Here is a 24,551-nt window from a genome sequence, read left to right on the forward strand (position 1 = left end):
GAACTGGGTTTTTCTCGGTGTGCTCTGTGCCCTCTGTGCTGAAAGCGCCGTTGGTTTTCTGCCCCTACGGCAAGAATCTGCGCGTAAACTGAATTTCCTTCATAATTGCCTGTCACTTTAACCTGGACCCGTGATTTCAGCGTGGATGAATGGCGTAAGATTTTGTTGTCACAGGGGATTTTCTGAAGAAGCGTCGTATCAGGGAATACGATCGACTGAAGAAAATGTTCTGTGGCGGCAAAGGCTTCCGTCAGGCGCCGCGATGAAGTCACGGATCCAGGTTTTACGCTCCCTCTACAAATTGCTTGCATAATTGGGCGTTAGACTTCCCTTACGGCTTGTTGCGACTAACACTTTGGAGACGTTCATGAAGCGGATTATCGCCGCCCTGGTATTGGTGGTGCTGGTAGGTGCTGGCCTCTGGTGGGCCCTGGCGCCAGCGCCGGCACCCATGGGGCAGCGTCCGCCCACGGTGGTCAACCTGGCGCCGAGTATTGAACGTTCCCTGTTTGATCGGGTGGAAGCGGTGGGTACGGCGCGGGCCGCCCAGGCAGTGACCATCCTTACCGAAGTGCCCGGCCGGGTGGCGAAGATCCATTTCCGCCAGGGCCAGAAGGTGGAAGAAGGTAAGGTGCTGGTCACTCTGGATGATCGCAATGCCAGCGCTGAGCTGGCGCGCAGCGAAGCGGAATACCAGCGTGCGCTGAATGATTTCCAGCGCGGTCAGAAACTGGTCAAGAGCCGCGCCATTTCCCAGTCGGAAGTGGATAGCTTCCGCACCACCCTGGATGGTGCCAAGGCCAGCCGCGATGCCGCCCGGGCCAATTTCAACGATCACACCATTCGCGCCCCCTTTGCCGGCGTGGTGGGGTTACGGCAGGTGGATGCGGGGGGTTACCTGCAAACCGGCGATGCCATCACCACCCTGGATAACCTGGGGTACATCGAAGTAGATTTTCAGGTGCCGGAACGCTACCTGGCCCGGCTGGTTTCCGGCCTGCCGGTACAGGCTCGCAACGAGGCCTTTGCGGATCAGGTGTTCGAAGGCAACATCACCGATCTGGATTCCCGAGTGAGCACGGCGAGCCGCAGCCTGACGGCCCGCGCCCGACTGGAAAATCCCCAGGACCGGATTCGTCCCGGACAGTTTCTGCGCGTGTCCGTACAGCTGGCCGAGCGCGATGCCTTGTTGGTGCCCGAGCAGTCGATCATTACCCAGGGGGCGCAGAGCTATGTGTTCACCGTCACTGCGGACAACACGGCCGAACGTCATCCGGTCACCCTGGGTGGCCGTCGTGATGGCTGGGTGGAAATCACCAGTGGCCTGACCGGCAAGCCGGATGTGGTGGTCAATGGCCACTCACGGCTGGGTAGCGGTCAGGCGGTGCAGGTGCTGGATAACCCTGAGGCCTTGCTGCCGGGGCAGCGGGCCCTGCTGGACCCCCCCTCGCCGGACGCCGATAAGGCGGACAGCGAGGCCGCTGCATGATTCTTTCCGATATCTCCATCAAGCGACCGGTCTTCGCCACGGTCATCAGTTTGTTGATTGTGGTGTTCGGCATCAGCGCACTGATGAAACTGTCGGTGCGCGAATACCCGGACATTGATCCGCCGGAAGTGTCCATCTCGGTGGACTATGCCGGCGCTGCGCCGGAAGTCATCGATACCCAGATTATCCAGGTGATCGAAGGGGCCGTGGCCGGGGTGGAAGGGGTGCGCAAGATCGAATCGCGCAGCCGGCTCGGCTCCGCCCGTACCAGTGTGGAATTCAATCTGGACCGGGATGTGGACGTGGCCGCCAACGACCTGCGTGATGCGGTGTCGCGGGTGCTAAACCGGCTGCCGGAAGAAGCGGACACCCCGGTGATCGCCAAATCCGACGCGGATGCCCGGCCCATCATCTGGGTAACCCTGACCAGCAGCACCCTGGCCCCCCAGGAGCTCACCGACTTTGCCGAGCGTTCCCTGGTGGATCGTTTCGCGGTGCTGGATGGTGTGTCGGAAGTCTTCATCGGCGGCGAACGCCGCTACGCCATGCGCGTCTGGCTGGACCGCCAGAGCATGGCTGCCAACCAGGTCACCGTCACCGATATTGAACAGGCCCTGCGCAGCAACAATGTGGAGCTGCCCGCCGGGAAGCTGGAATCCCAGTCCCGCGCCTTTACGGTGCGGGCGGACAATCGCCTGTCCTCGGTGAACGAGTTTGAGGATCTGGTGGTGCGCCGCCAGGGCAATTACCTGCTGCGGGTGGGCGATGTGGCCCGGGTGGAGCTGGGTGTGGAAAGCGATGACACCGTGTTGCGCGCCAATGGGGAGACCGCCATCGGCCTGGGTATCATCCGCCAGTCCAAGGCCAATACCGTGGCGGTGTCCGATAACGTGCGGGCGGAAATCGAGGCGGTGAGCAGCAGCTTGCCGGCGGATATCAGCCTGGATGTGAACTACGACGAATCCCTGTTTATCCGCGCCTCCATCAAGGAAGTGCTGGTCACCCTGGGCATTTCCGTGGTGCTGGTGATCGCGGTGATCTTCGCCTTTCTGGGCAATCTGCGCGCCACCCTGATTCCGGCGGTGACCATTCCGGTATCGATCATCGGCGCCTTTATCGGCCTGGGCATCATGGATTTCTCCATCAACGTGCTCACCTTGCTGGCGCTGATTCTGGCCATCGGCCTGGTGGTGGACGATGCCATCGTCATGCTGGAAAACATCCAGCGGCGTATCGACGAAGGCGAGAGTCGTCTGGTTGCCGCCTATCTCGGTGCCCGCCAGGTGGCCTTTGCGGTGGTGGCTACCACCCTGACCCTGGTGGCGGTGTTCGTGCCGATCTCTTTCATGGGCGGCGACGTGGGCCGCCTGTTTGGTGAGTTCGGTTTCACTCTGGCCTCGGCAGTGATCATCTCCAGCATCGTCGCCTTGAGTCTCGCGCCCATGCTCTGTTCCCGCTGGTTGCACCGGCACAGCGTCAAGGAGCTGCAAGGCGAGGGCAATGCGTTTGAGCGTGCCCTGCAAAAACTCAACAGCGGTTATGCCCGCAGTCTGGCGGCGGCCCTGGGCAAACCCTGGCCGTTGGTAGTGGGCTGCGTGGCCCTGTGCGTGGTGGCGCTGCTGGTGTTCCGTGGGTTGCCCCAGGAGCTGGCTCCCACCGAAGACCGGGGCGTCTTTATTATTCCGGCCTCAGCACCCCAGGGTTCCACTGCCGAATACAGCCTGCATCATGTGAAGGAAGTGGAAAAGATCATGGCGCCGCTGGTGGAAAGTGGGGAAGCGGAGCGGGCCCTGTCCATCGTCGGTTTCCGTGGCGTCACCGAGCGGGCTTTCAGTATTGTGCGGCTCAAGGACTGGGGCGAGCGTGACCGCTCCCAGCAGGAGATCGTCAACGAAGTGCGAGGCAAGCTGTCCCAGGTGGCAGGTCTGCGTGCCTTTGCGGTGAACCCGCCGGGGCTGGGTCAGAGTGCGTTTAACCAGGCCCTGGAAGTGGTGGTGGCCGGGCCGGACTATGACCAGGTGTTGGCCTGGAGCGAAACACTGATGGAGGCCATGGCGGAAAACCCGGGGCTGACCAGTATTGATACGGATTTTGAACAGACCCAGCCACAGCTGGACGTAAAGCTGGATCGGGAGCGGGCCGCGGATCTGGGCATCACCGCGACCGATGTGGGTCAGACCCTGCAAGCCATGTTCGCTACCCTCACCGCGTCCACCTACGTGGACCGGGGTCGTGAATACGATGTGCTGCTGGAAGCAGAAAAACGCAACAGCCAGGGTCCCGACGATGTGTTGCCGATTTATCTGCGCGCCGCCAACGGTGAGCTGGTGCCGTTCTCCAGCGTGGTAGAACTGACCACCACCGGGGATGCGCCGGAATTGCGTAGGGTGGATCGGCTGCCGGCCATCACCCTGTCCGCCAACCTGGCGGACGGCTACGACCTGGCCACGGCCATGACCTATGTGGAAGATCAGGCTCGGGAGCGCCTGCCACTGGACGCACGTATCGGTTACAAGGGCATGGCCGAAGAACTGCAGGAATCCGCAGCGGCGATCCTGGTTACCTTTGCGCTGGCGCTGGTGATTGTATTCCTGGTGCTGGCCGCCCAGTTTGAAAGCTGGATACACCCGCTGATCATCATGCTCACCGTCCCCCTGGCCCTGGCCGGGGCGGTGCTGGCGATCTGGGTCACCGGCGACAGTCTCAACATCTACAGCCAGATCGGCATGATCATGTTGCTGGGGCTGATGGCCAAGAACGGCATCCTCATCGTGGAATTCGCCAACCAGTTGCGCGACCAGGGGCTGGCGGTGAAAGAGGCGGTTTACCAGGGCGCCATCGTGCGCTTCCGCCCGGTACTGATGACCGGCATCTCCACCATCTTCGGTGCCATTCCGCTGGTGCTGGCCACCGGCGCCGGCGCGGAAAGCCGCTTCACCATCGGCGTGGTGATTCTCGGCGGGCTGCTCTTTGCCACCGTGCTGACACTCTTTATTATCCCGGTGTTGTACCAGTGGCTGGCCCCGTTCGCCTCTCCGGCGGATGCGGTGAAGCAGCAGCTGGATAAAGAGATGGGCCAACCGCAGGAGTAGGAGCGTCGTTGGCGGCGTGATCCAGATGGCGTGCTACTAGAGGGGACGGAGTTGCAAGCTACAAGCTTCAAGCTACAAGGCGCGAGAAAAGGTGCGGCTGTATTAAAGGCTGTGCCCGCGACCATAAAGCTTGGGGCGCGGAATCCATTCTTTTCAGGTTGGCTACGCGGCAGTTTCGCGTTGCAGCTTGAAGCTTGTAGCTTGCCGCTGTATCCATGACCGACTACGAACTGATCCGCAGCAAACGCCGCAGCCTGGAGCTGCGCGTGCTGGAAGATGGCCGGGTGCAGGTGCGGGCGCCGCAGCGGGCGCCGTTGCGCATGGTGCAGGCGTTTGTGGACAGTCGCCGCCAGTGGATTCGCAGTCAGCAGCAGCGCCAGGCCAGCCGGCCTCGTCAGCGTTGGCAGGATGGCGCGTCCTTCCCGTTCCGGGGCCAGCCGCTGACCATGGATGTCTCTGCCGGGCGGAGCGCGGTGGCCGTGTCCGGTGGCTACCTGCAGATTCGGGTAGCGGACCCGGACAGCGAGGCGGCGGTGCAACAGACGCTGGAAGGCTGGCTGCGCAAACAGGCCCGCTCCCTGTTTGAAGACAGCATCACCCGCCAGTTTCCCTGGTTCGCCAGCCAGGGCTATTCACGGCCGGCATTGCGAGTGAAGAAAATGCGTACTCGCTGGGGATCATTGTCGGCCAAGGGCTACATCAACCTGAACATGGCGCTGCTGCAGTATCCGCCAGCGGCGCTGGATTACGTGGTCATGCATGAGTTGTGTCACCTGCAACACATGGATCACGGCCCCGGCTTCCACGCCCTCATGGACGCCCGCATGCCCGACTGGCGCCAGCATAAACAACTCCTCGACCAGCCGTATTACCAGCCCTGAGAGTCGAGTTGAAAGTTTAAAGTTGAAACGCGGGGTGTTCAGTCAGGTTCGGCAATGCTGTGCCCGCGATTAATGGTAATGGTGCGCTGGCACGGCCTTTCAACGCTCGAGCACCCGTTCCGCGCTTTTCAACTTTAAACTTTGAACTTTCAACTGCTTTTCGCCAGACATAAAAAAAGCCCGCCGAAGCGGGCTTTTTCTTGCTAATGCAATCGCTTATTCAGCAACTACGTTAGCAGCCTGCGGACCTTTTGGGCCCTGCTGGATCTCGAAGGAAACCTTCTGACCCTCGGCCAGGGTTTTGAAGCCTGAGCCGGTAATTGCGCTGAAATGAACGAATACGTCCGCACCACCATCGTCCTGAGAAATGAAACCAAAACCCTTGGACTCGTTAAACCACTTCACAGTACCTGTAGCCATGTGAATCTATACCTCGAAACTATTACTTTGAGTGTTGCTTGCAAACCATGTTGGGCGGTGTTCGGAGACAACTTCAGCTTCACGCAGGGAAGACAATTACCAAACTAATCCACGGCCATAATTCGCAGCCATTTCCGACTTTACCCTCCTTTTTTGGCGAGCACCACCCCTTTTTATGGCCGGTTAAACGGGTAGTTATAACGCCGTTGTCACAAAGCGAACCACCATGCTGTGTTGCTCGTCAGGGCCCAGCAACAGGGCGTTGTCGAGGACACGAGCGGTTTCAATACAGAGCATTCTCTGCCAGGCATCATCAGCAAACTGCGTCAGGCGCTGACTTTTGTCGATCCAGGGATTCCATACCACCGCCGACCGACTGCCGGAGGCCGACAGGGTCAGCCGACGCTGCCAGCCGGGATCATCAATATGCACAGTGTCGGGCAGTTGTAGATACAGCCGGTCGGTCTCTGCGACAAAAGTCAGCGGACTTTCCTGTCGATGGGATTGCCAGTCATCCAGGGCGTCCACGTAGGGGCAAGTCTCCAGGCCATGTACCGTCACCTGCCGCGAGTCTGATACCGCAAAGTAACTGTGCAGAGCCTGGCTGATCCATACCGGCGTGTTGCCATGGTTATGGTTATTCAATGCCAGACTCAGGCCATCGTCCAGGCGTACGGTCAGAGTGGGCTCCACGGCGGGCAAGGATTGCCGGTCGGCCTGATCCGACAGGCCGAAGTGCAGAGTGATGCCGTCGCTATCTTCCCGGGTGTGTTGCAGAGTCCAGGGCTGCTGACGGACCAGGCCGTGGGCGGGAGGCTCTGCCAGTGCATATTGCTGGCGGATCTCTTCCGGGTTGAAATCCAGGCCACCGAACCAGGGCCAGCACACCGGCACCCCACCGCGAACACCCTGCCCCCGCTGATAGGCGGCCTTCTCACTGAGCCAGATCAGCGGATGCTCACCGTCCCGTTGATACGACAGCACCTGGGCGCCCTGTTCGGCAATCACCAGGGTCTGGTGACGGTGGCGAATTTCCCAGCAGGGCAGGTCGCCGCGGATAATCTGTGTAACGGATGCGGTCATGCCTTCTCCGGGAAAATGCAGGAGTGTTGCTCTGTCTGCGCCACCAACCACGTGGCTCTGGGGGCGGGGTTATTTAATCCCCGCCGCAATCTCCAGCTCACGGATGGACTGCTCCAGATAGTCCAGCAGTCGCTGCATGGAAGGCAGGGTGCGACGGCAGGCAATCAGGCCGAATTCCAGCTGATCCTGATAGCTGGTCAGGGTGATGTTGAGGGCGATGCGATCCAGCACGATGGACACCGGATACATGCCTTTCAGCTTGGCCCCGTTCCAGTACAGCGGCTCCTTCGGTCCGGGCACGTTGGAGATCACCACATTAAAGGCTCGCCATTTTGGTGCCAGCCCGGTGAGCAGGTTGAGACCGGTGGGGGCCATGGTCAGAGCGGTGAAGTTGAGGATTTCCTCCGGGCTCATCTGCGAGAAGCGCTCTTTCGCTTCCTGTACCGAGTCGTGTACCACCCGCAACCGGTTGGCCGGGTCGCAGATGTGGGTGCCCAGGTTGGCCAGGATCATGCCGATCTGGTTGCCCCCAGCGCTGTCATCCTGACGCAGGCTCATGGGCACCATGGCAATCAGCGGCTCGTCGGGCAGGGCGTTCTGGCTGATCATGTACTCACGCAGGGCATGGCCGCACATGGCCAGTACCACCGTATTGACGGTACAGCCGAACGCCTTGGCGATGACTTTCAGCCGTGACAGGGAATAGCTCTGCGCGGCAAAACGGCGTGACCCGGTAACGGTCTGGTTGAACACGGTGTCCGGGGCCTGAAAGATGGACACATAGTTCTCATCCTTTTTGGCTTTTTGGCTCACCTTGTAGATCTCGCGGGCGAGGCCCGGCACGGTGGCCGCCTGTTTGCTCAGGCCTGCGCCGAGGCGCGCCAGGCTGGAGGCCACATCCACCGGGTTGCTGGGCAGTGAGCGGCTGCGTTTTTTCGGCTCATAGGCCCACACCGGCGGCAGTTCCCGTTCATCCGGATCGGTGGACAGGGCGCGCATGCCCATGCGCATGGCAGAGATGCCATCCACCACGGAATGGTGAATCTTGGTATAGAGGGCGAACTGGCGGCCGCGGATACCTTCGATCAGATGGGCTTCCCACAACGGCCGCTCACGGTCCAGCAGGTTGGAATGCTCGGCGGAGACCAGCGACAGCAGCTCACGGATGCGTCCCGGCTTGGGGAGGGCCTCGTGGCGGAAGTGATGGTCGATGTCGAAGTGCTTGTCCTCGGTCCAGTAATACTGGCCCAGGCGCCGGGTCAGTCGCTGATTAAACGGCGCCACCGGGGAGCAGTAGTCGCGCATGTGCCGGGCGAGCTCGCTGACATATTTCGGGCCTGCATCTTCCGGGAAGGAAAACAGCTGCAGACCGGCTACATGCATGGGCTGCTGGCGTTTTTCCAGCCACAGGAAAAGTTGATCCACCGGGCTAAGCGCTTTCATAGAGTCCCCTTCGTCATTTTTATATCCCTGAACACAACCACAACAATTACCTGATAACGGCAATGCACTCTCTATGCCAAGGGAAGATCATAGTAGCAAAGCCGCATTCGGGTCACTGTGTGCAAGGTGTAAATCGGCGGGCGATGCGGTAAATGCCGCCGGATGGAACATTGATCAATGGCAGTGTGTCCGGGAAAATGGACAGACACCTCCACCCTGAAGACCGGGTTGTCGATTGGCAAGCCGGGCGGGCGATGGCGCCGTCGGCAAGGTCGTTGCGGCAAGCAAAATGACCGGCGCAGGCTACGAAATACGCCTTACATTCACCAGGAAAATACCGAACATAGATCATATTGATTATGTTTATGGGTCTACTGCCTCTAGAATGCGCCGCATCGGTAGACCGGCATGTGTCCGTCTGGCATGAGCAGGGTTGCCCCTCCCGGTATCGATAAACCAATTTGTTAATCAGAGGTTCACCATGTCATACACCAAAGACATCGAAGCACTGAGTTCTGTGGTTGGTGCCAACAGCACCTGGAAAGATATCAACCCGGAATCTGCTGTTCGCATGCGTCTGCAAAACCGTTTCAACACGCATCTGGACATCGCCAAGTACAACGCCAAGATCATGCGTGAAGACATGGCGGCCTATGACAAGGACACCAGCAAGTACACCCAGTCCCTGGGTTGCTGGCACGGCTTCGTAGGTCAGCAGAAGCTGATCTCCATCAAGAAGCACTTCGGTACCACCAAAGGCCGTTACCTGTACCTGTCCGGCTGGATGGTTGCTGCGCTGCGCTCCGAGTTCGGTCCGCTGCCTGACCAGTCCATGCACGAGAAGACCGTTGTTGCTGACCTGATCCGTGAGCTGTACACCTTCCTGAAGCAGGCTGACGCCTGGGAACTGAACCACCTGTTCCGCGCTCTGGACGATGCCAAAGAAGCTGGCGACGAAGCCAAGCAGAAAGACATCATCAGCAAAATCGACAACTTCGAAACTCACGTTGTTCCGATCATCGCTGACATCGATGCTGGTTTCGGTAACCCGGAAGCCACCTACCTGATGGCCAAGCAGCTGATCGAAGCTGGCGCGTGCTGTATCCAGATCGAAAACCAGGTTTCCGACGAGAAGCAGTGTGGTCACCAGGACGGTAAAGTAACCGTTCCTCACGCCGACTTCCTGTCCAAGATCAATGCTGTGCGTTACGCGTTCCTGGAGCTGGGTATCGACGACGGCGTAATCGTTGCCCGTACCGACTCCCTGGGTGCTGGCCTGACCAAGCAGATCGCTGTAACCAACGAGCCGGGCGACCTGGGCGACCAGTACAACGCGTTCCTCGACGGTGACGTGGTTGAATCTGCTAGCGACATCAACAACGGTGACGTTGTAATCAAGTCCAACGGCAAGCTGCTCAAGCCGAAGCGTCTGGCTTCCGGCCTGTTCCAGTTCAAAGCCGGCACCGGTGTTGACCGTGTGGTTCTGGACTGTATCACCAGCCTGCAGAACGGCGCTGACCTGCTGTGGATCGAAACCGAGAAGCCGCACGTTGGCCAGATCGCAGAGATGGTTAACCGTATCCGCGAAGTGGTGCCGGACGCCAAGCTGGTTTACAACAACAGCCCGTCCTTCAACTGGACCCTGAACTTCCGTCAGCAGGTATTCGATGCCTGGGAGAAGGAAGGCAAAGACGTATCCGCCTACGATCGCGATCGTCTGATGAGCGCCGACTACGACAGCACTGAGCTGGCCGAGCTGGCTGACGAGTGGACCAAGAACTTCCAGCGTGATGCGTCCCGTGAAGCAGGTATCTTCCACCACCTGATCACTCTGCCGACCTACCACACTGTTGCTCTGTCCACTGACAACCTGGCTAAAGGCTACTTCGGTGACGAAGGCATGCTGGCCTACGTTGCAGGCGTTCAGCGTAAGGAAATCCGTCAGGGCATCGCTACCGTGAAGCACCAGGACATGGCCGGTTCCAACATCGGTGATGACCACAAAGAGTACTTCTCCGGCGAAGCAGCACTGAAAGCTGGCGGTAAAGACAACACCATGGGTCAGTTCGAGAACACCTAAGTCTCGATAGATTCTGGTAAGTCTTAAAAGGCGGCCCCCGAAAGGGGGCCGTTTTTTTTTGTGCCGGAAAAACCCGTCTCCTTTCCAAACCCGCCGCAGGAGCGTCGCTTGAGGCGCGAAGCAAGGAAATCCCCACAGGGGATAGGGGATCAGGCACGCCAGCTCTTCTCCAGAAATGCTCGTCCGCGTCGGGAAGGGTTTGTCGCCTCGCTGCGCTCGGTTCGCGCCTCAAGCGGCGCTCCTGCGAGGGCTTTCCCATGATGCAGAGGTGTTCGCGTATCAGCGTTGGCCACAAAAAAAGGGCGGCCCGAAGGCCGCCCTTTTCTGTGTCTGACGTGCGTATAGCGACGTCCGACCGTCTCCTTACTCGTAATCGAAGGAGAAGTGTTCCGGCTTCAGCTGCATGGTGCTCTTGGTCGGCTTCAGCGCGGCATCCGCGTGGGCCTTGGCAGAGGGCAGCATGCGATCGAAGTAGAACTCGGCGGTGGCCAGCTTGGCCTGGTAGAACTCCGCCGGCTCTGCGCCGCCATTTTCCAGCTTGTCCTGGGCAACACCGGCTTGCAGGGCCCAGAAGTAGGCCATCATGGCGTAGCCGCTGTACATCAGGAAGTCGTAGCTGGCGGTGGAAACGATATCGCGGTCCTTGGAGGCCACCAGCATGATGCGGGTAGTCAGGTAGTTCCACTCGGCGGCGATCTTCAGCAGCTTCCAGGCGAACGGACGCAGCTTGGGATCACGCAGGTTCTTGGTGCCGAAATCCACCAGCTTCTTGCTGAAGTCACGAACACACTTGCCCTTGGTCAGCAGCAGGACCTTACGACCCAGCAGATCCAGTGCCTGGATGCCGGTGGTGCCTTCGTACAGGGTGGAGATGCGCGCGTCACGGACGATCTGTTCCATGCCGTGCTCTTTGATATAGCCGTGGCCGCCGAATACCTGCATGCCGTCGTTGGCCACTTCCAGACCTTTCTCGGTGAGGAAGCCTTTCAGGATCGGCGTCAGGAAGCCCAGCTCGTCATCCCACTTCTGGTACTCTTCGTCGTTGTCGGCCTGGGCAGCGCTGATCATCTTGTCCGCGTACTGGGCGGCAAAGTAGATCATGGCGCGACCGCCCTCGGCGATGGCCTTCTGCTTGAGCAGCATGCGGCGCACGTCACCGTGGTGGATCAGGCTGTCGGCGATGGCATCCGGCTCTTTCTTGCCAGACAGAGCGCGCATGGACTTACGCTCCTTGGCGTAGGTCAGGGCGCCCTGGTAGGACAGCTCGGCGTGGGCCAGACCCTGGATGGAGGTACCGATACGCGCGGTGTTCATGAAGGTGAACATGCACTCAAGGCCCTTGTTTTCCGGGCCGATCAAAAAGCCGGTGGCTTCGTCGAAGTTCATCACGCAGGTGGCGGATGCCTTGATACCCATTTTCTTTTCCAGGGAACCACAGTGCACACCGTTATCTTCACCGATCTTGCCCGGCAGGTACTTGGGCACGATGAACAGGGAGATGCCGCGGGTGCCTTTCGGCGCATCGGGCAGGCGGGCGAGAACGATGTGGACAATGTTCTCGGTCAGATCGTGCTCACCGGAAGAGATGAAGATCTTGGTACCGGAAATTTTGTAGGAGCCATCTTTCTGCGGCTCGGCCTTGGTTTTCACCTGGCCCAGGTCGGTACCGCACTGCGGCTCGGTCAGACACATGGTGCCGCCCCAGATACCTTCGGTCATGGGGACCATGTAGTCCTGGAGCTGCTGCTCGGAACCGTGCATCTGGATGGTGTTCATGGCACCCATGGACAGGCCCGGGTACATGGTGAAGGACCAGTTGGCGGTGGCCATCATTTCGGATTTGATCAGACCCAGGGATGCGGGCAGGCCCTGGCCGCCGAATTCCACCGGGTGGCTGAGACCCTGCCAGCCGCCGGCCACGAACTCGTCGTAGGCTTCCTTGTAGCCTTTCGGGGTGGTAACCACGCCATCTTCAAACTTGCAGCCTTCTTCGTCGCCGCTCTGGTACAGGGGCGCGAGGGTGTTTTCACACAGCTTGGCCATTTCGCCAATAATGGCTTCGACCATATCCGGGGTGGCTTCTTCGCCTTCCGGGAAAGTCTTGTAGTGGCCTTCGAAATCGAGCACTTCGTTCATCAAAAAGCGCATATCGCGCACGGGAGCCTTGTAAGTCGGCATAACAGTTACCCTCGTCAGGCAGAAATCGATTCAACTGTCAGTAACGGACAGCGCAACAGGGCGGGCATTGTTCGGCAATTCAAGCGCAAACACATTGACTGTCAAGGCGGGCGCGGGCGGGCGTTAGGGTGAATGGGCGTTCACGGGATGTTGAGCTTCAAGTAACCACAACCCTTTCTACGAAGCCGCTGTAGGAGCACTGCTTGAGGTGCGAACCGAGCCACAGCGAGGAAATCGTTGCCGTTCCTCGCCTTGCTCTCAGAAAACCGTTCCCGCAACGCCAACACCAAGATCGCCCTTCGGCCGATTCCGCACTGCGTGCGATTCGCCATGCAAGCATAGCTCCTACAGCGGCTACGTAGTCAGGGGGTTTTTATAGTTGGACGTTATTTCTTTCCTTTCCAGCTATACATAGACGTGGACACCCCGGTCCGTCGCGCCACTTCGTCCCAGATGCCCTGGGGGAGCAGGGCTTTCATCAGTTCCACGGACTTGGCCATGGGCGGTTCGATGACAAAGGCGTCTTTCTTCTGCATGCCTCGCATGATGCTTTTCACCACCTTCTTCGGGGTCAGCATGGGAGAGAACAGCGGCGTCTTCACGCCGTCGAACATGCCGGTGGAGATATAGCTGGGGCAAACGCTGGTGACGTGCACATGCTTGATCTTGCGTACCGCCAGTTCCAGCCGAAGGGACTCCGAGAAGCCCACCACCGCCCATTTGCTGGCCGCATAGGTGCTGCCGTAGGGCAGGCCGATAAAGGCAGAGGCACTGGCGATGTTGACCAGGAAAGCCTCGCTGGCCTGAATCAGGTCTTCCAGGAACGCATGGGTAGTGGCCATCAGGCCTTCGCTGTTCACCCGGAAGGTGTTCAGGTGCTGTTCCAGTTCGACGGTCTCGAACTCGCCACCGAACACCACCCCGGCGTTATTGATCAGGCTGGTGATGGGGCCCACTTCCTGGTGCAGCTTATCGCGGAATTTGGCGATGGAGGCAATCTTGCTCACATCCAGCACATAGGGATGCGCCTTGCCGCCGGCGGCCTGGATGCGATCGGTGACTTCACGAGCCGCGCTGATGCGCCGGGCGGTAACGATGACTTCTGCGCCCTGTTTGGCAAATTCCTCGGCCATCAGGGCGCCAATGCCGGCACCGGCGCCAGTGATCAGAATGCGATGCTTTTCGAAACGGGCCATAACAAACTCCTTGAAGACAAGCTGCGAGCGACTAGCTTCTAGCGGCTAGGCGCGTGAAAGGCGTTGAGCGTTTTAACCTCTGTGCCCGCGCCCTGCCGTTAATCGCGGCGAATAACGTATCAAAATGATTAACGCTATCGTCGTGTCGCAGCTAGCAGCTCGACGCTAGTAGCTGCTTTATCCCGGCAGCTTCAAGCCGACCAGCACCACCTTGCCATCTTCCACCGAGCGGGCCCGCAAGCGCAGGCCGCTGACACGAACCGTATCACCGACCACGGTCTGCTTGCCTACCTGTTTGGTAAACAGCTCCGCCACGGTGAGCCCTTGCCAGAGCGGCGGCGGGGGGTCTACGCCGTAGATGGCGATCAACTGGGCCACCGGTGTCTTGCCGAGCACGGTGAAATCGCCGTAATAGCGTTTCTCGTCGTTGCTCATCTTGTGGCACAGGTCGGACAGGCCGGACTTATGGGACAGGGGCGCCAGCCAGGCGATCAGGTCGCCGGCTTCGATATCCGGGTTGTCGCTAAGGCTGAGCACGTGTTGATTGCGGTAGAGGATCAGCGGGGTGCGTTTGTCTTCGCTGAGTTCCGCCAGGGGTTTGCCCACGGCCCGGGCACCGGCTTCCACCTCGAATTGCATCAGATAGCGATCCCGCGGCGCGGCCAGTGGCACCATCTGTTTCGGTTCGGTGGTGGGCGGCACCGACACTTTCAGTTTGCGCGCCACATAGCGCAGGCTGGCGCCCTGGCCGAGCAGGGAAATCAGCACCACCACCAGGGTGATATCGAACAGCAGGTAGGTCTGTTCCACCCCGGCCAGCAACGGGAACACCGCCAGGACAATGGGCACCGCGCCGCGCAGGCCGGTCCAGGCTATAAAGGTTTCCTCCCGCCAGGTGAAGCGGAACGGCAGCAGGCTTACCCACACGGCGATGGGGCGCGCCAGCAGCATCAGGAAGGCCGCTACCGCCAGGGCCCAGGGCAGGTTTTCGGTCAGCCGGGACGGCGTCACCAGCAGACCGAGAATCAGGAACATGCCCGACTGGGCCAGCCATGCCATGGAATCCATGGCCTTGAGCACATTGTCGCCGGTGCCACCGCGGCGGTTTCCCGCCACCAGGCCGGTGAGATAGATGGCCAGAAAGCCGGAGCCACCCACCAGGTTGGTGAGGGCAAATACCATGGCGCCGCCACTGCACAGCAGCAGGGCATGCAGGCCTTCGTTGCTGCGTACCCTGAGCAGCAGCTCACTGATCACCGCGCCCAGCAACAAGCCGAGCAGGGCGCCCAGGCCGAACTGTTGCAGCAGGGTCCACAGCATGCCCACACCCCAGTCGGCCGCGGGGTCCACCAGCAGCCCCACCAGCATCAGGGTGATAAAGATGGCCATGGGGTCGTTAAGCCCGGATTCGATTTCCAGGGTGCTGGCCACCCGTTCATTCAGCGTCACCCCGGCGCCCTTGATCACGCTGAATACCGCCGCCGCATCGGTGGAGCCAATAATGCCGCCCAGCAGCAGCCCCACCCGCCAGTCCACGCCCATCATCCAGGTGGCAAAGGCTCCCACCAGGGCGGCGGAAATGGCGACGCCAAAGGTGGCCAGGCTGAGAGCCGGCTTCAGGCCCAGCCTGAAAGTGCTGAGCCGGGTGCGCAGGCCGCCGTCGAGCAGGATGACTGCCAAGGCAATATTGCCGATCACATAGGCGGTGGAGAAATCATCGAACTGGATACCGCCGATGCCGTCCTCGCCGGCGAGCATGCCCACCACCAGGAAAATCAGCAGCGACGGCACCCCGAACCGGGCACTCAGCGAGCCCAGCAGCAGGCCGGTAAACATCAGGCCGGTGCCGATAAGAAGAAACAGGTTCAGAGAGTCCAAGCGGAATCCATGCCAAGAGAATCAGGGTTCTATAGTAGAATAGCTTACACGCAACGCGCTGCACGCTACATGGCAGAGGTTGAGTCGCGCCGGGTATGTTTCGGTAGACGCAGAGCGAATAACGCTGCTGGCGGCGCGATCACCTCAGTTGCGAGGTACGAGTTGCGAGAAGCGAAAACCGGACCTTCCCGAATACCGGGTTTATGCCTTTCGTAACTCGTACCTCGTTACTCGCGACTTCTTCAATCGCGCCGCCAGCGACGTGCCTGCGGCAAGGTGGGTTGCGCGATGCTTGCAGCGTGAAGCATTGCCATTATACTAGCGCGCCCTTCTGGCTATATTTTGAACAGCAGACCCCTGCAAGGCGAGTGTTGAGATGGATTTTTCCCAGCGATTTGGTGTGATTGTGATCGGCGGCGGCCATGCCGGCACCGAGGCGGCGTTGGCGTCCGCGCGCATGGGCGTTTCCACCCTGCTGCTGACTCACAATATCGAAACCCTGGGTCAGATGAGCTGCAACCCGGCCATCGGCGGCATCGGCAAGAGCCACCTGGTGCGGGAAATCGACGCCCTGGGCGGCGCCATGGCCCGCGCCACCGATAAAGGGGGCATCCAGTTCCGCGTGCTCAACGCTCGCAAGGGCCCGGCGGTGCGGGCCACCCGCGCCCAGGCGGATCGGGTCCGTTACAAGGCCGCCATCCGCGCTACCCTGGAAAACCAGCCCAACCTGACCCTGTTCCAGCAGGCGGTGGACGACCTGATCGTGGACAACGGCCGCTGCGTCGGTGTGGTCACCAATATGGGTCTGCGCTTTGTGGCCGATGCGGTGGTGCTCACCGCCGGCACCTTCCTGGGCGGAGTCATTCATATCGGCCTGGATAACCACCAGGGCGGCCGCGCCGGCGATCAGCCCTCCAATGCCCTGGCCCGTCGCCTGCGCGAACTGCCGTTCCGGGTCGACCGCCTGAAAACTGGCACGCCGCCGCGCATCGACGGCAAGACGGTGGATTTTTCCGTGATGCAGGAGCAGTGGGGCGACAGCCCGCTGCCGGTGATGAGCTACCTGGGCAAGGTGGAAGAGCACCCGCAACAGGTGTGCTGCTACATCACCCACACCAATGCCCAGACCCACGACATCATCCGCAGCGGCTTTGATCGCAGCCCCATGTTCACCGGTGTGATCGACGGGGTCGGGCCACGCTATTGCCCGTCCATCGAGGACAAGGTGAACCGCTACCCGGACAAGGACAGCCACCAGATCTTTGTGGAGCCGGAAGGGCTGGATACCCACGAGCTGTATCCCAACGGCATCTCCACCAGCCTGCCGTTCGATGTGCAGCTGCAGGCGGTGCGTTCCATCCGTGGTTTCGAGAACGCCCATATCACCCGGCCGGGCTACGCCATCGAATACGACTACTTCAATCCCCAGGATCTCAAGCACAGCCTTGAGACCAAGCACATGCCGGGCCTGTTCTTCGCCGGTCAGATCAATGGCACCACCGGCTACGAAGAAGCCGGTGCCCAGGGGTTGCTGGCGGGCCTGAACGCGGCGCGGTTAAGTCAGGAGAAAGATGCCTGGACGCCCCGTCGCGATGAGGCCTACATCGGCGTGCTGGTGGATGACCTGATCACCATGGGCACCCAGGAGCCCTACCGCATGTTCACCAGCCGGGCGGAATACCGCTTGCTGCTGCGTGAGGACAATGCCGACCTGCGCCTCACCGAAAAAGGCCGTGAGCTGGGCCTGGTGGACGACGAGCGCTGGGCCGCCTTCAACGCCAAGCGCGAGGGCATGGTGAAAGAGGAGCAGCGCCTGAAAAGCACCTGGGTGCAGCCGAAAACGCCCCAGGCCGAGGCGGTGAATACCCTGATCGAGAAGCCGCTGACCCACGAATACAGCCTGCTGGATCTGCTCAAGCGCCCGGAGTTGAGCTATGCCACCCTGGCGGACGCGGTGGCGCTGGACGACCGCCCGGACGCGGCAGTGATCGAGCAGATGGAAATCCTCGCCAAGTATGCCGGCTATATCGAACGTCAGAGCGACGAAATCGAGAAGCTGCGGGCGGCGGAAACCACCCGGCTGCCGGACGACTTCGATTATGGTCAGGTGAAAGGCTTGTCCAACGAGGTGAAGCAGAAGCTCGGCGATATCCGCCCCGAGACCCTGGGTCAGGCGGGCCGGATTCCCGGGGTGACCCCGGCGGCGATTTCCCTGCTGATGATCTATCTGAAAAAACACCAGCACCAGCAGAAGGCGGCCCAGCAGGCATGAGCCTTTCCACAACCTTATCCGATACTCTGGCTCGGGGCGTTGACGCCCTGGGCCTGTCCCTCAGTGATGACCAGCAGCGCCTGCTGCTGGCGTATGTGGACCTGTTGGTGAAGTGGAACCAGGCCTACAACCTCACCGCCATTCGCGATCCGGCGGAGATGGTCACCCGTCATCTGCTCGATTCCCTGGCGGTGCTGCCTTACGTGGCCGACACCGACACCCTGGACGTGGGCACCGGTGCCGGCATTCCAGGGATTATTCTCGCCGTATCGCGGCCGGATCAGGCCTTTACCCTGCTGGATTCCAACGGCAAGAAAACCCGCTTCGTGCGCCAGGCCCGTCGCGAGCTGGGGCTGGACAACGTGGAGGTTGTGCACGCCCGCGTGGAACAGTACGGTAAGAGCCCATCACAGATAATTTGCCGTGCCTTTGCCTCCTTGTCGGACATGCTGGCACTCATGGCGCCGATAATTACCGATAATACCCGGGTACTGGCCATGAAAGCGGCCAGCACAGAGCGGGAATTGGCGACCATGCCGCCGCACTGGCAAGGCAACCACCATAGTCTGAACATTCCCGGGCTCGATGAGCCCAGGACACTGGTGGTGGTACAACAGCGCAGCGATTGAAGGCCACCGGGGTGGCCTCCATAAGGAGACAGCAGTGACCACCGTATTTGCCGTAGCGAACCAGAAAGGCGGCGTGGGGAAGACCACCAGCAGTGTGAACCTGGCGGCGTCGCTGGCAGCCACCCGCAAGAAAGTGTTGCTGGTGGATATCGACCCGCAGGGCAATGCCACCACCGGCTCCGGGGTAGACAAGTTCGAGACGGATTACACTATCTACGATGTGCTCTGCGATGACGTGCCCATCGAGCAGGCGGTTACCGGTACGCCGGAAGAGTCCGGCTTTGCCCTGATCGCCGCCAACGGCGACCTGACTGCCGCCGAAGTCCAGATGCTGGACCTGAAGTCCAAGGAATTCCGCCTGCGTAATGCGCTGGCGCGGATCCGTGACGACTACGATTACATCCTCATCGATTGCCCGCCGTCCCTGAACATGCTCACCGTCAATGCGTTGACGGCGGCGGATTCGGTGATCGTGCCGATCCAGTGCGAGTACTACGCCCTGGAAGGTCTGACCGCGCTGATGAACACCATCGAAAAGATCCGCTCGGTCCTCAATCCCAAGCTGCACATCGGCGGCCTGCTGCGCACCATGTACGACCCGCGCAACAGCCTGTCCAACGATGTGTCCAACCAGTTGATCAGCCACTTCGGCGACAAGGTGTATCGCACCATCATTCCGCGCAACGTGCGGCTGGCGGAAGCGCCCAGCCACGGTGCGCCGGTGATCACCTACGATCCGAAATCCCGCGGTGCGGTCAGCTATCTGGCATTGGCCGGTGAGATCCTGCGTCGTGAGCAGGCCCTCAAGGCCCAGCCTGCAGCAGCTTCATAAGGAACGAAACATCATGGCGGCAAAGCGTAAACGCGGTCTCAGCAAGGGCCTGGATGCCCTGCTCAGCAGCAGCGAATCCTACCAGCAGCACCAGGACGAAGTGCGCATCAAGCAGGAGGAGGAAGACCGAGTCAGCGGTGTGGAATATCCCCCCCGTGACGGCGAGCTGCGGCACCTGCCGGTAGATTGCATGGAGCGCGGTCGTTACCAGCCGCGCCGTGACATGTCCCCGGATGCCCTGGAAGAGCTGGCCGAGTCCATCCGCGCCCAGGGGGTCATGCAGCCCATCGTGGTGCGTCCTCTCGGCGAAAAGCGCTACGAGATCATTGCCGGTGAACGCCGCTGGCGTGCCGCCAAGATGGCCGAGCTGGACACCATTCCCGCGGTAATCCGCGAGGTGCCCGACGAAGCCGCCATTGCCATGGCGCTGATCGAGAACATCCAGCGGGAAAACCTCAATCCCATGGAAGAGGCCATCGCCCTGGGGCGCCTGAAGGAGGAATTCGGGCTGACCCACCAGCAGGTGGCCGACGCGGTGGGCAAATCCCGCGCCATGGTCACCAACCTGCTGCGCCTGATGAGCCTGGAATCCGACGTCAAGAAGCTGCTCGAGCACGGCGACCTGGAAATGGGCCATGCCCGAGCGCTGCTGGCGCTGACCGGCAACAAACAGGTGGAAGCGGCGCGCACCGTGGTGGCCAAAGGGCTGTCCGTGCGTCAGACCGAAGAGCTGGTCCGTGATTTCGAAAAAGCCAAACCCGCCAAACCGGCACCGCCCAAGGAAGATCCCAACGTGAAAGCACTGATCGGCGACTTGTCCGATCGTCTGGGAGCGCCGGTGCAGATCCAGCAAGGCCAGGGTAACAAGGGCAAACTGGTGATCAGCTATAACAACCTGGATGAACTGGACGGCATCCTGGCCCATATCAAGTAATCCGTCCGGCGTGTTATCCAGGGAAAGGATGAAGGGATAGTGGGGCGGTTTCTTTACCGGGCCGAGGCCGACGGCAAACCGGTTTCCGGTATTCAGGATGCGGCTAGCGCCGCTGAGGCGCTGACCTTGCTCAAGGAGCAGGGTCTGCAGTCCGTGCGTCTGCAGAACGATGCCATGAGCGCCGCCATGCCCCTGGATACCCGCGGACTGGGGGATCGGAACTACGCCGAACTACGCCACTATTTCCAGGCCCGTCACGGGCTGCTCCCCTTCCTGTTGATGCTGCTCAAGCAAACCTGGCTGCTCTGGCTGTTGGCCGTGCCCGGAGCGGTGCTCCTGTGGCTGGCCGACTATCGATTCTGGGCCGGTCTGTTGTTGCTTCTGCCCCTGACAGCGGCGGCCATCTCCCTGTGGAAATACCGCGACGCCCGGGATTTTGATGCCATGCTGTCCGCCATCGCCCTGGGCCACTGGCAGAAAGCTACCTCTCTGGGTGACCGCCTGAGTCGCCGTATCCGTGATGAGTCCGTGGCCATGGAATTGACGGTGCAGCGCGCCTGTGTGCAGGCGAGGGTCGGCGATACCGACGAGGCACTCGGTACCCTCGCCCCCTGGCAGCCGGTCATGGATATGTTGATGCCGGGCATGTATGCCGCCCAGCAGGCGCGGGTCTACCTGGCGGCGGGTGAGCATGAGGCGCAGCTATGCTGCCATCGCGAGGCCGTGGCGGCCTCGCAGCAGGATCCCAGCCAGACCCTGGACTATGCCCTCATGGAAGCCCGCTACGGCTCCGCAGCCCGGGCCCACTGCCTGCTGCTCGAGGTAGACCCGGCGTTACTGCCGGAATATGGCGATGCCTTTGTGCCCTGGGTGGAGGGCATTGTGGCATTGCGCCAGGGGCGCTATGAGCCAGCGGCTTCACACCTGCGCGAGGCCCTTGACCGGCTGGAAGCGCTGGCCGGCAATCCAGCGGTGTGGTGCACCCTGGCCATGGTCGCCGGAGATGCGGCGCGCGTCCTGCTGCGGCTGCGGCAGACCGATGAAGCGACGGCCATGGTAGAAGCCATCTGGCCGGTGCTGGCGGTCCATGGCGACCGGGATCAGCTTGCCGCCCTGGCGTCGATTTTGCCTGCCAGGCCATAGCGGGTGGCTTTTGCGGACCGGTAAACAAAAGAATTTTAATGTTTACCAAAATGTGTGAATCAGGTTCATAATGGGCGTGGCCCCGTTCTCACCACTTTTCCCTTCCGCAATTGCTCTGACATTGACTAACAATCCGCCCTGCACGGTTGCCAGTGGCCTGCCAACTCCATATACTTCGCCGCGCTAAAGATCAGGGGTGCCATGACCTTGCGCCTGGTGCGGCATCGACTTGCATCGGCCCAGAGGCTTTACGGTGACCAGCAACGAATTTCAGCCCAACAGAACCTTGTTCTGGGGCTTAATGCGCGCCCAGCTTGCAACGCTGGTGATATTCGCGCTGCTGGTAACTTCCCTGGCCGGTACGCTGGCCGGTCTGGTAGCGGCCTGGGGAGGCACTATCAGCCTGATCGCATACGCCTGGGGCGGCTTTCAATTATGGATGCACCCCGGTAACCGCGCACCGAAACGCATGGCGACAGCGGCGATTCGGGCAGAGATGGGCAAGATCGCAATTATGTTGTTGCTGTTCTGGCTCACTTTCTCCAAGGTCCCTGAAGCGCGGGAAATGAAGATTGCAATGGTTCTGCTGCTGGGTTTCATGCTGACCCAGATCGTGGGCTGGGTTCAGGTGGCACGCCTGGACGGGCAAACAGCGGCAGAACAAGACAGTCAAGACGACTGAGACTGTAGGCATCGGCTCTCTAACAGAGGTTTGACATGGCAGCGAACTCCGCCGGCGAGTATATCAAGCACCATCTGGGTAATCTGACCTATGGCAAACTGCCCGAAGGGTATGTCCGTGAATGCCATGGTCACGCGGAGACGCTGACCGAGACTACCTGGACCTTCGCCTGTAACGGTAACGAAGCCAAAGACATGGGCTTCGCCGCCTTTCACGTGGACTCTCTGGTGTGGTCTGGCGGCCTCGGCATTATCATGTGCCTGTTGTTCTGGCTCGGCGCCCGTAAGGCGACTGCCGGCATCCCTTCCGGTTTCCTTAATTTCGTGGAAATCATTATCGAGTTTATTGATACCCAGGTTCGCGACTCTTTCCATGGCAAGAGCAAGCTGATCGCCCCGCTGTCACTGGTGATCTTCTGCTGGGTCTTCCTGATGAACCTGATGGATCTGGTCCCTGTGGACTTTATCCCGAAGACATTTGAGTGGGTAATGGTGAGCTTCTTCGGCTGGAGCGCTCACGAAGCCTACTTCAAGATTGTTCCGACCACGGATCCGAACATTACTCTTGGCATGTCATTTAGCGTAATGTTCCTGATCATTTTCCTCACCATCAAAACCAAAGGTGTGGGCGGATTTGTCGGAACTCTGGCACTGCATCCTTTTGAATCCGGCAACCCGGTGGTCAAAGCACTTCTGATCCCGGTGAACCTGCTGCTGGAAACCATTGCTCTGCTGGCCAAGCCGGTATCTCTGGGCCTGCGACTGTTCGGTAACATGTACGCGGGTGAGTTTGTGTTTATTCTGCTGGCAGCCATGATGGGCACCTGGCAGTTCGTAGGTGCCTGGCCCTGGGCGGTATTCCATATTCTGGTAATCACCCTGCAGGCATTTATCTTCATGGTTCTGACCATCGTGTATCTGAGCATGGCGGTCGAAGAGCACTAAGTTTTTTTAAACCGGTTTTTAATTAAACCAACCAAGCACTTAACGGGAGTGTAAAGATGGAAGGCATTCAATTTCTTGCTGCTGCTATCGTAGCTGGCCTGGCGGCCATCGGCGCAGGTCTGGGCTTCGGCATGATGGGTGGTCGTTTCCTGGAGTCTGTGGCTCGTCAGCCTGAACTGGCTCCGATGCTGCAAACTCGCATGTTCATCATCGCCGGTCTGCTGGATGCTGTGCCGATTATCTGTATCGCCATCGCGTTCCTGCTGATTTTCCAGTAAATCGCGCTTTACTTTTTAAGCCCCGATTTTGGGAAATCTAAGCAACGCGGATTGAGGTGTTGGCATGAATATTAATGCGACACTAATTGGCCAGGCCATTTGGTTTGCCCTGTTTGTGTTCTTCTGCATGAAGTTCGTTTGGCCTCCGATTTCTCGGGCGCTCGAGGAACGTAAGCAGAAGATTGCCGAGGGCCTGAGTGCCGCGGATCGGGCAGAGCGTGATCTGGAACTGGCGCAGGAAAAGGCGACCGCCAATCTCAAAGAAGCGAAAGAGAAGGCGGCCGAAATTATTGATCAGGCCAATCGTCGGGCTAATCAGATTGTGGAAGAGGCTAAAGATGCAGCGCGCACCGAAGGTGAGCGTCTGGTAGCCAAAGCCCACTCTGAGATTGACCAAGAGGTTAATCAGGCTCGTGAGCAGCTGCGTAAAGAAGTGGCGGCCCTGGCGCTGAGCGGTGCCGAGAAGGTACTGGCTGGCGAAGTAAACCAGGACGCGCACAAGCAGATGCTTGAGCAGCTGGCGGCTGAACTCTGAGACTACGGGTAACCCATGGCTGAACTGACCACCATCGCACGCCCCTACGCCAAGGCCGCCTTTGTTTTTGCAAAGGAACAAGGCGACCTGGGCAAGTGGGAAAAGATGCTGGGCTTGGCAGCGGCAGTGGCAGGTGATGCCACCATGCGTGCCTACCTTGACCAGCCGGAACTGGATGACGCTGCCAAGGTTTCTGCTTTTGCAGAAGTCTGTGGCGATGAACTCGACGAAAGTGGCAGCAACTTTGTTGCCCAGCTGGCGCAAAACAAGCGCCTGCCGCTTTTGCCGATCATCCTGCAACTGTTCCACGAGCTTCTGGCCCAGGAGCAGCGGTTCACCGATGTGGAGCTTATCTCCGCATTCGATCTGGACGACGCTGCAACCGAGAAGCTGGTAACAGCGCTGAAGAAACGCCTTGGCACGGACGTGAATGTCACCACGTCCGTGGACCAATCCCTGATTGGAGGCGTGCTGGTGCGAGCCGGCGATACCGTAATTGATGGCAGTGTGCGCGGCCGACTGAATCGTCTGGCAGAGCAACTGAACTCTTGAGTTTGAGGGA

General features: G+C 60.1%; 20 protein-coding genes. 14 read left to right on the top strand and 6 right to left on the bottom strand.

What is annotated here, in order from left to right; all coding sequences use genetic code 11:
* The first annotated feature begins 367 nt into the window (after window positions 1-367).
* The 3 genes from Q0Y02_RS10410 (at window position 368) to Q0Y02_RS10420 (ending at window position 5,462) form a co-directional block, all read left to right on the top strand.
* Window positions 368-1,489: an efflux RND transporter periplasmic adaptor subunit gene (locus Q0Y02_RS10410; protein ID WP_297767707.1), complete on the top strand. Its 1,122-nt coding sequence runs from the start codon at window positions 368-370 to the stop codon at window positions 1,487-1,489.
* The gene (locus Q0Y02_RS10415; protein WP_297767710.1) at window positions 1,486-4,581 is read left to right on the top strand and encodes an efflux RND transporter permease subunit; all 3,096 of its coding nucleotides are present in this window, start codon (window positions 1,486-1,488) and stop codon (window positions 4,579-4,581) included. Before Q0Y02_RS10410 ends, Q0Y02_RS10415 begins: the two co-directional genes overlap by 4 nt.
* 215 nt (window positions 4,582-4,796) lie before the next feature.
* Window positions 4,797-5,462: a SprT family zinc-dependent metalloprotease gene (locus Q0Y02_RS10420; RefSeq protein ID WP_297767715.1), complete on the top strand. Its 666-nt coding sequence runs from the start codon at window positions 4,797-4,799 to the stop codon at window positions 5,460-5,462.
* A gap of 216 nt (window positions 5,463-5,678) precedes the next feature.
* Here Q0Y02_RS10420 and Q0Y02_RS10425 read toward each other — a convergent pair whose 3' ends face one another.
* From Q0Y02_RS10425 to Q0Y02_RS10435, 3 genes are all read right to left on the bottom strand, one after another.
* Window positions 5,679-5,882: a cold-shock protein gene (locus tag Q0Y02_RS10425; RefSeq protein WP_011590014.1), complete on the bottom strand. Its 204-nt coding sequence runs from the start codon at window positions 5,880-5,882 to the stop codon at window positions 5,679-5,681.
* Window positions 5,883-6,077: 195 nt separating this feature from the next.
* Entirely contained in the window at window positions 6,078-6,965 is an 888-nt protein-coding gene (locus tag Q0Y02_RS10430) for a D-hexose-6-phosphate mutarotase (RefSeq protein WP_297767718.1), read from the bottom strand.
* A 69-nt stretch (window positions 6,966-7,034) separates the two neighbouring features.
* A complete protein-coding gene (locus Q0Y02_RS10435) occupies window positions 7,035-8,408 on the bottom strand; it encodes a wax ester/triacylglycerol synthase family O-acyltransferase (RefSeq protein ID WP_297767720.1) in 1,374 nt (457 codons plus the stop codon).
* Between the two features lie 481 nt (window positions 8,409-8,889).
* On the opposite strand from Q0Y02_RS10435, the gene Q0Y02_RS10440 reads away from it, so the two are divergent.
* The gene (locus Q0Y02_RS10440; RefSeq protein WP_297767723.1) at window positions 8,890-10,488 is read left to right on the top strand and encodes an isocitrate lyase; all 1,599 of its coding nucleotides are present in this window, start codon (window positions 8,890-8,892) and stop codon (window positions 10,486-10,488) included.
* A gap of 363 nt (window positions 10,489-10,851) precedes the next feature.
* On the opposite strand, the gene Q0Y02_RS10445 is transcribed toward Q0Y02_RS10440, so the two are convergent.
* The 3 genes from Q0Y02_RS10445 to Q0Y02_RS10455 all read right to left on the bottom strand — a co-directional run bounded on the left by Q0Y02_RS10445 (window position 10,852) and on the right by Q0Y02_RS10455 (window position 15,740).
* Window positions 10,852-12,666 carry an acyl-CoA dehydrogenase C-terminal domain-containing protein gene (locus tag Q0Y02_RS10445; protein ID WP_297767725.1) on the bottom strand — a complete coding sequence of 605 codons (1,815 nt, stop codon included), beginning with the start codon at window positions 12,664-12,666 and terminating at the stop codon, window positions 10,852-10,854.
* 386 nt (window positions 12,667-13,052) lie between these two features.
* The gene (locus Q0Y02_RS10450) at window positions 13,053-13,862 is read right to left on the bottom strand and encodes an SDR family NAD(P)-dependent oxidoreductase (RefSeq protein ID WP_297767729.1); all 810 of its coding nucleotides are present in this window, start codon (window positions 13,860-13,862) and stop codon (window positions 13,053-13,055) included.
* A 177-nt stretch (window positions 13,863-14,039) separates the two neighbouring features.
* Window positions 14,040-15,740, bottom strand: a complete 1,701-nt coding sequence (locus Q0Y02_RS10455; protein WP_297767732.1) for a potassium/proton antiporter — start codon at window positions 15,738-15,740, stop codon at window positions 14,040-14,042.
* A 376-nt stretch (window positions 15,741-16,116) separates the two neighbouring features.
* Here Q0Y02_RS10455 and mnmG point away from each other — a divergent pair, with 376 nt between their 5' ends.
* From mnmG to Q0Y02_RS10505, 10 genes are all read left to right on the top strand, one after another.
* Window positions 16,117-18,012 carry a tRNA uridine-5-carboxymethylaminomethyl(34) synthesis enzyme MnmG gene (gene mnmG / locus Q0Y02_RS10460; protein WP_297767736.1) on the top strand — a complete coding sequence of 632 codons (1,896 nt, stop codon included), beginning with the start codon at window positions 16,117-16,119 and terminating at the stop codon, window positions 18,010-18,012.
* A complete protein-coding gene (gene rsmG / locus Q0Y02_RS10465) occupies window positions 18,009-18,641 on the top strand; it encodes a 16S rRNA (guanine(527)-N(7))-methyltransferase RsmG (protein WP_035245652.1) in 633 nt (210 codons plus the stop codon). Before mnmG ends, rsmG begins: the two co-directional genes overlap by 4 nt.
* A gap of 34 nt (window positions 18,642-18,675) precedes the next feature.
* Window positions 18,676-19,473 (top strand): ParA family protein, encoded by a 798-nt coding sequence (locus tag Q0Y02_RS10470; RefSeq protein ID WP_297767740.1) that lies wholly within the window; start codon window positions 18,676-18,678, stop codon window positions 19,471-19,473.
* A 13-nt stretch (window positions 19,474-19,486) separates the two neighbouring features.
* Window positions 19,487-20,407 carry a ParB/RepB/Spo0J family partition protein gene (locus Q0Y02_RS10475; protein ID WP_297767742.1) on the top strand — a complete coding sequence of 307 codons (921 nt, stop codon included), beginning with the start codon at window positions 19,487-19,489 and terminating at the stop codon, window positions 20,405-20,407.
* A 39-nt stretch (window positions 20,408-20,446) separates the two neighbouring features.
* On the top strand, window positions 20,447-21,550 hold the full coding sequence (locus Q0Y02_RS10480) for a hypothetical protein (protein WP_297767745.1): 1,104 nt from the start codon (window positions 20,447-20,449) through the stop codon (window positions 21,548-21,550).
* Window positions 21,551-21,803: 253 nt separating this feature from the next.
* Window positions 21,804-22,232 carry an ATP synthase subunit I gene (locus Q0Y02_RS10485; RefSeq protein ID WP_297767750.1) on the top strand — a complete coding sequence of 143 codons (429 nt, stop codon included), beginning with the start codon at window positions 21,804-21,806 and terminating at the stop codon, window positions 22,230-22,232.
* Window positions 22,233-22,267: 35 nt separating this feature from the next.
* On the top strand, window positions 22,268-23,176 hold the full coding sequence (atpB, locus tag Q0Y02_RS10490) for a F0F1 ATP synthase subunit A (protein WP_035245639.1): 909 nt from the start codon (window positions 22,268-22,270) through the stop codon (window positions 23,174-23,176).
* 56 nt (window positions 23,177-23,232) lie between these two features.
* The gene (gene atpE, locus Q0Y02_RS10495; RefSeq protein WP_007151035.1) at window positions 23,233-23,454 is read left to right on the top strand and encodes a F0F1 ATP synthase subunit C; all 222 of its coding nucleotides are present in this window, start codon (window positions 23,233-23,235) and stop codon (window positions 23,452-23,454) included.
* A 64-nt stretch (window positions 23,455-23,518) separates the two neighbouring features.
* Entirely contained in the window at window positions 23,519-23,989 is a 471-nt protein-coding gene (locus tag Q0Y02_RS10500; protein ID WP_035245638.1) for a F0F1 ATP synthase subunit B, read from the top strand.
* A 15-nt stretch (window positions 23,990-24,004) separates the two neighbouring features.
* Window positions 24,005-24,541, top strand: coding sequence for a F0F1 ATP synthase subunit delta (locus Q0Y02_RS10505; RefSeq protein ID WP_035245637.1), 537 nt, complete (start codon window positions 24,005-24,007; stop codon window positions 24,539-24,541).
* Window positions 24,542-24,551 lie beyond the last annotated feature (10 nt).

Source organism: uncultured Alcanivorax sp., from assembly GCF_947258575.1.
Lineage (GTDB): Bacteria > Pseudomonadota > Gammaproteobacteria > Pseudomonadales > Alcanivoracaceae > Alcanivorax.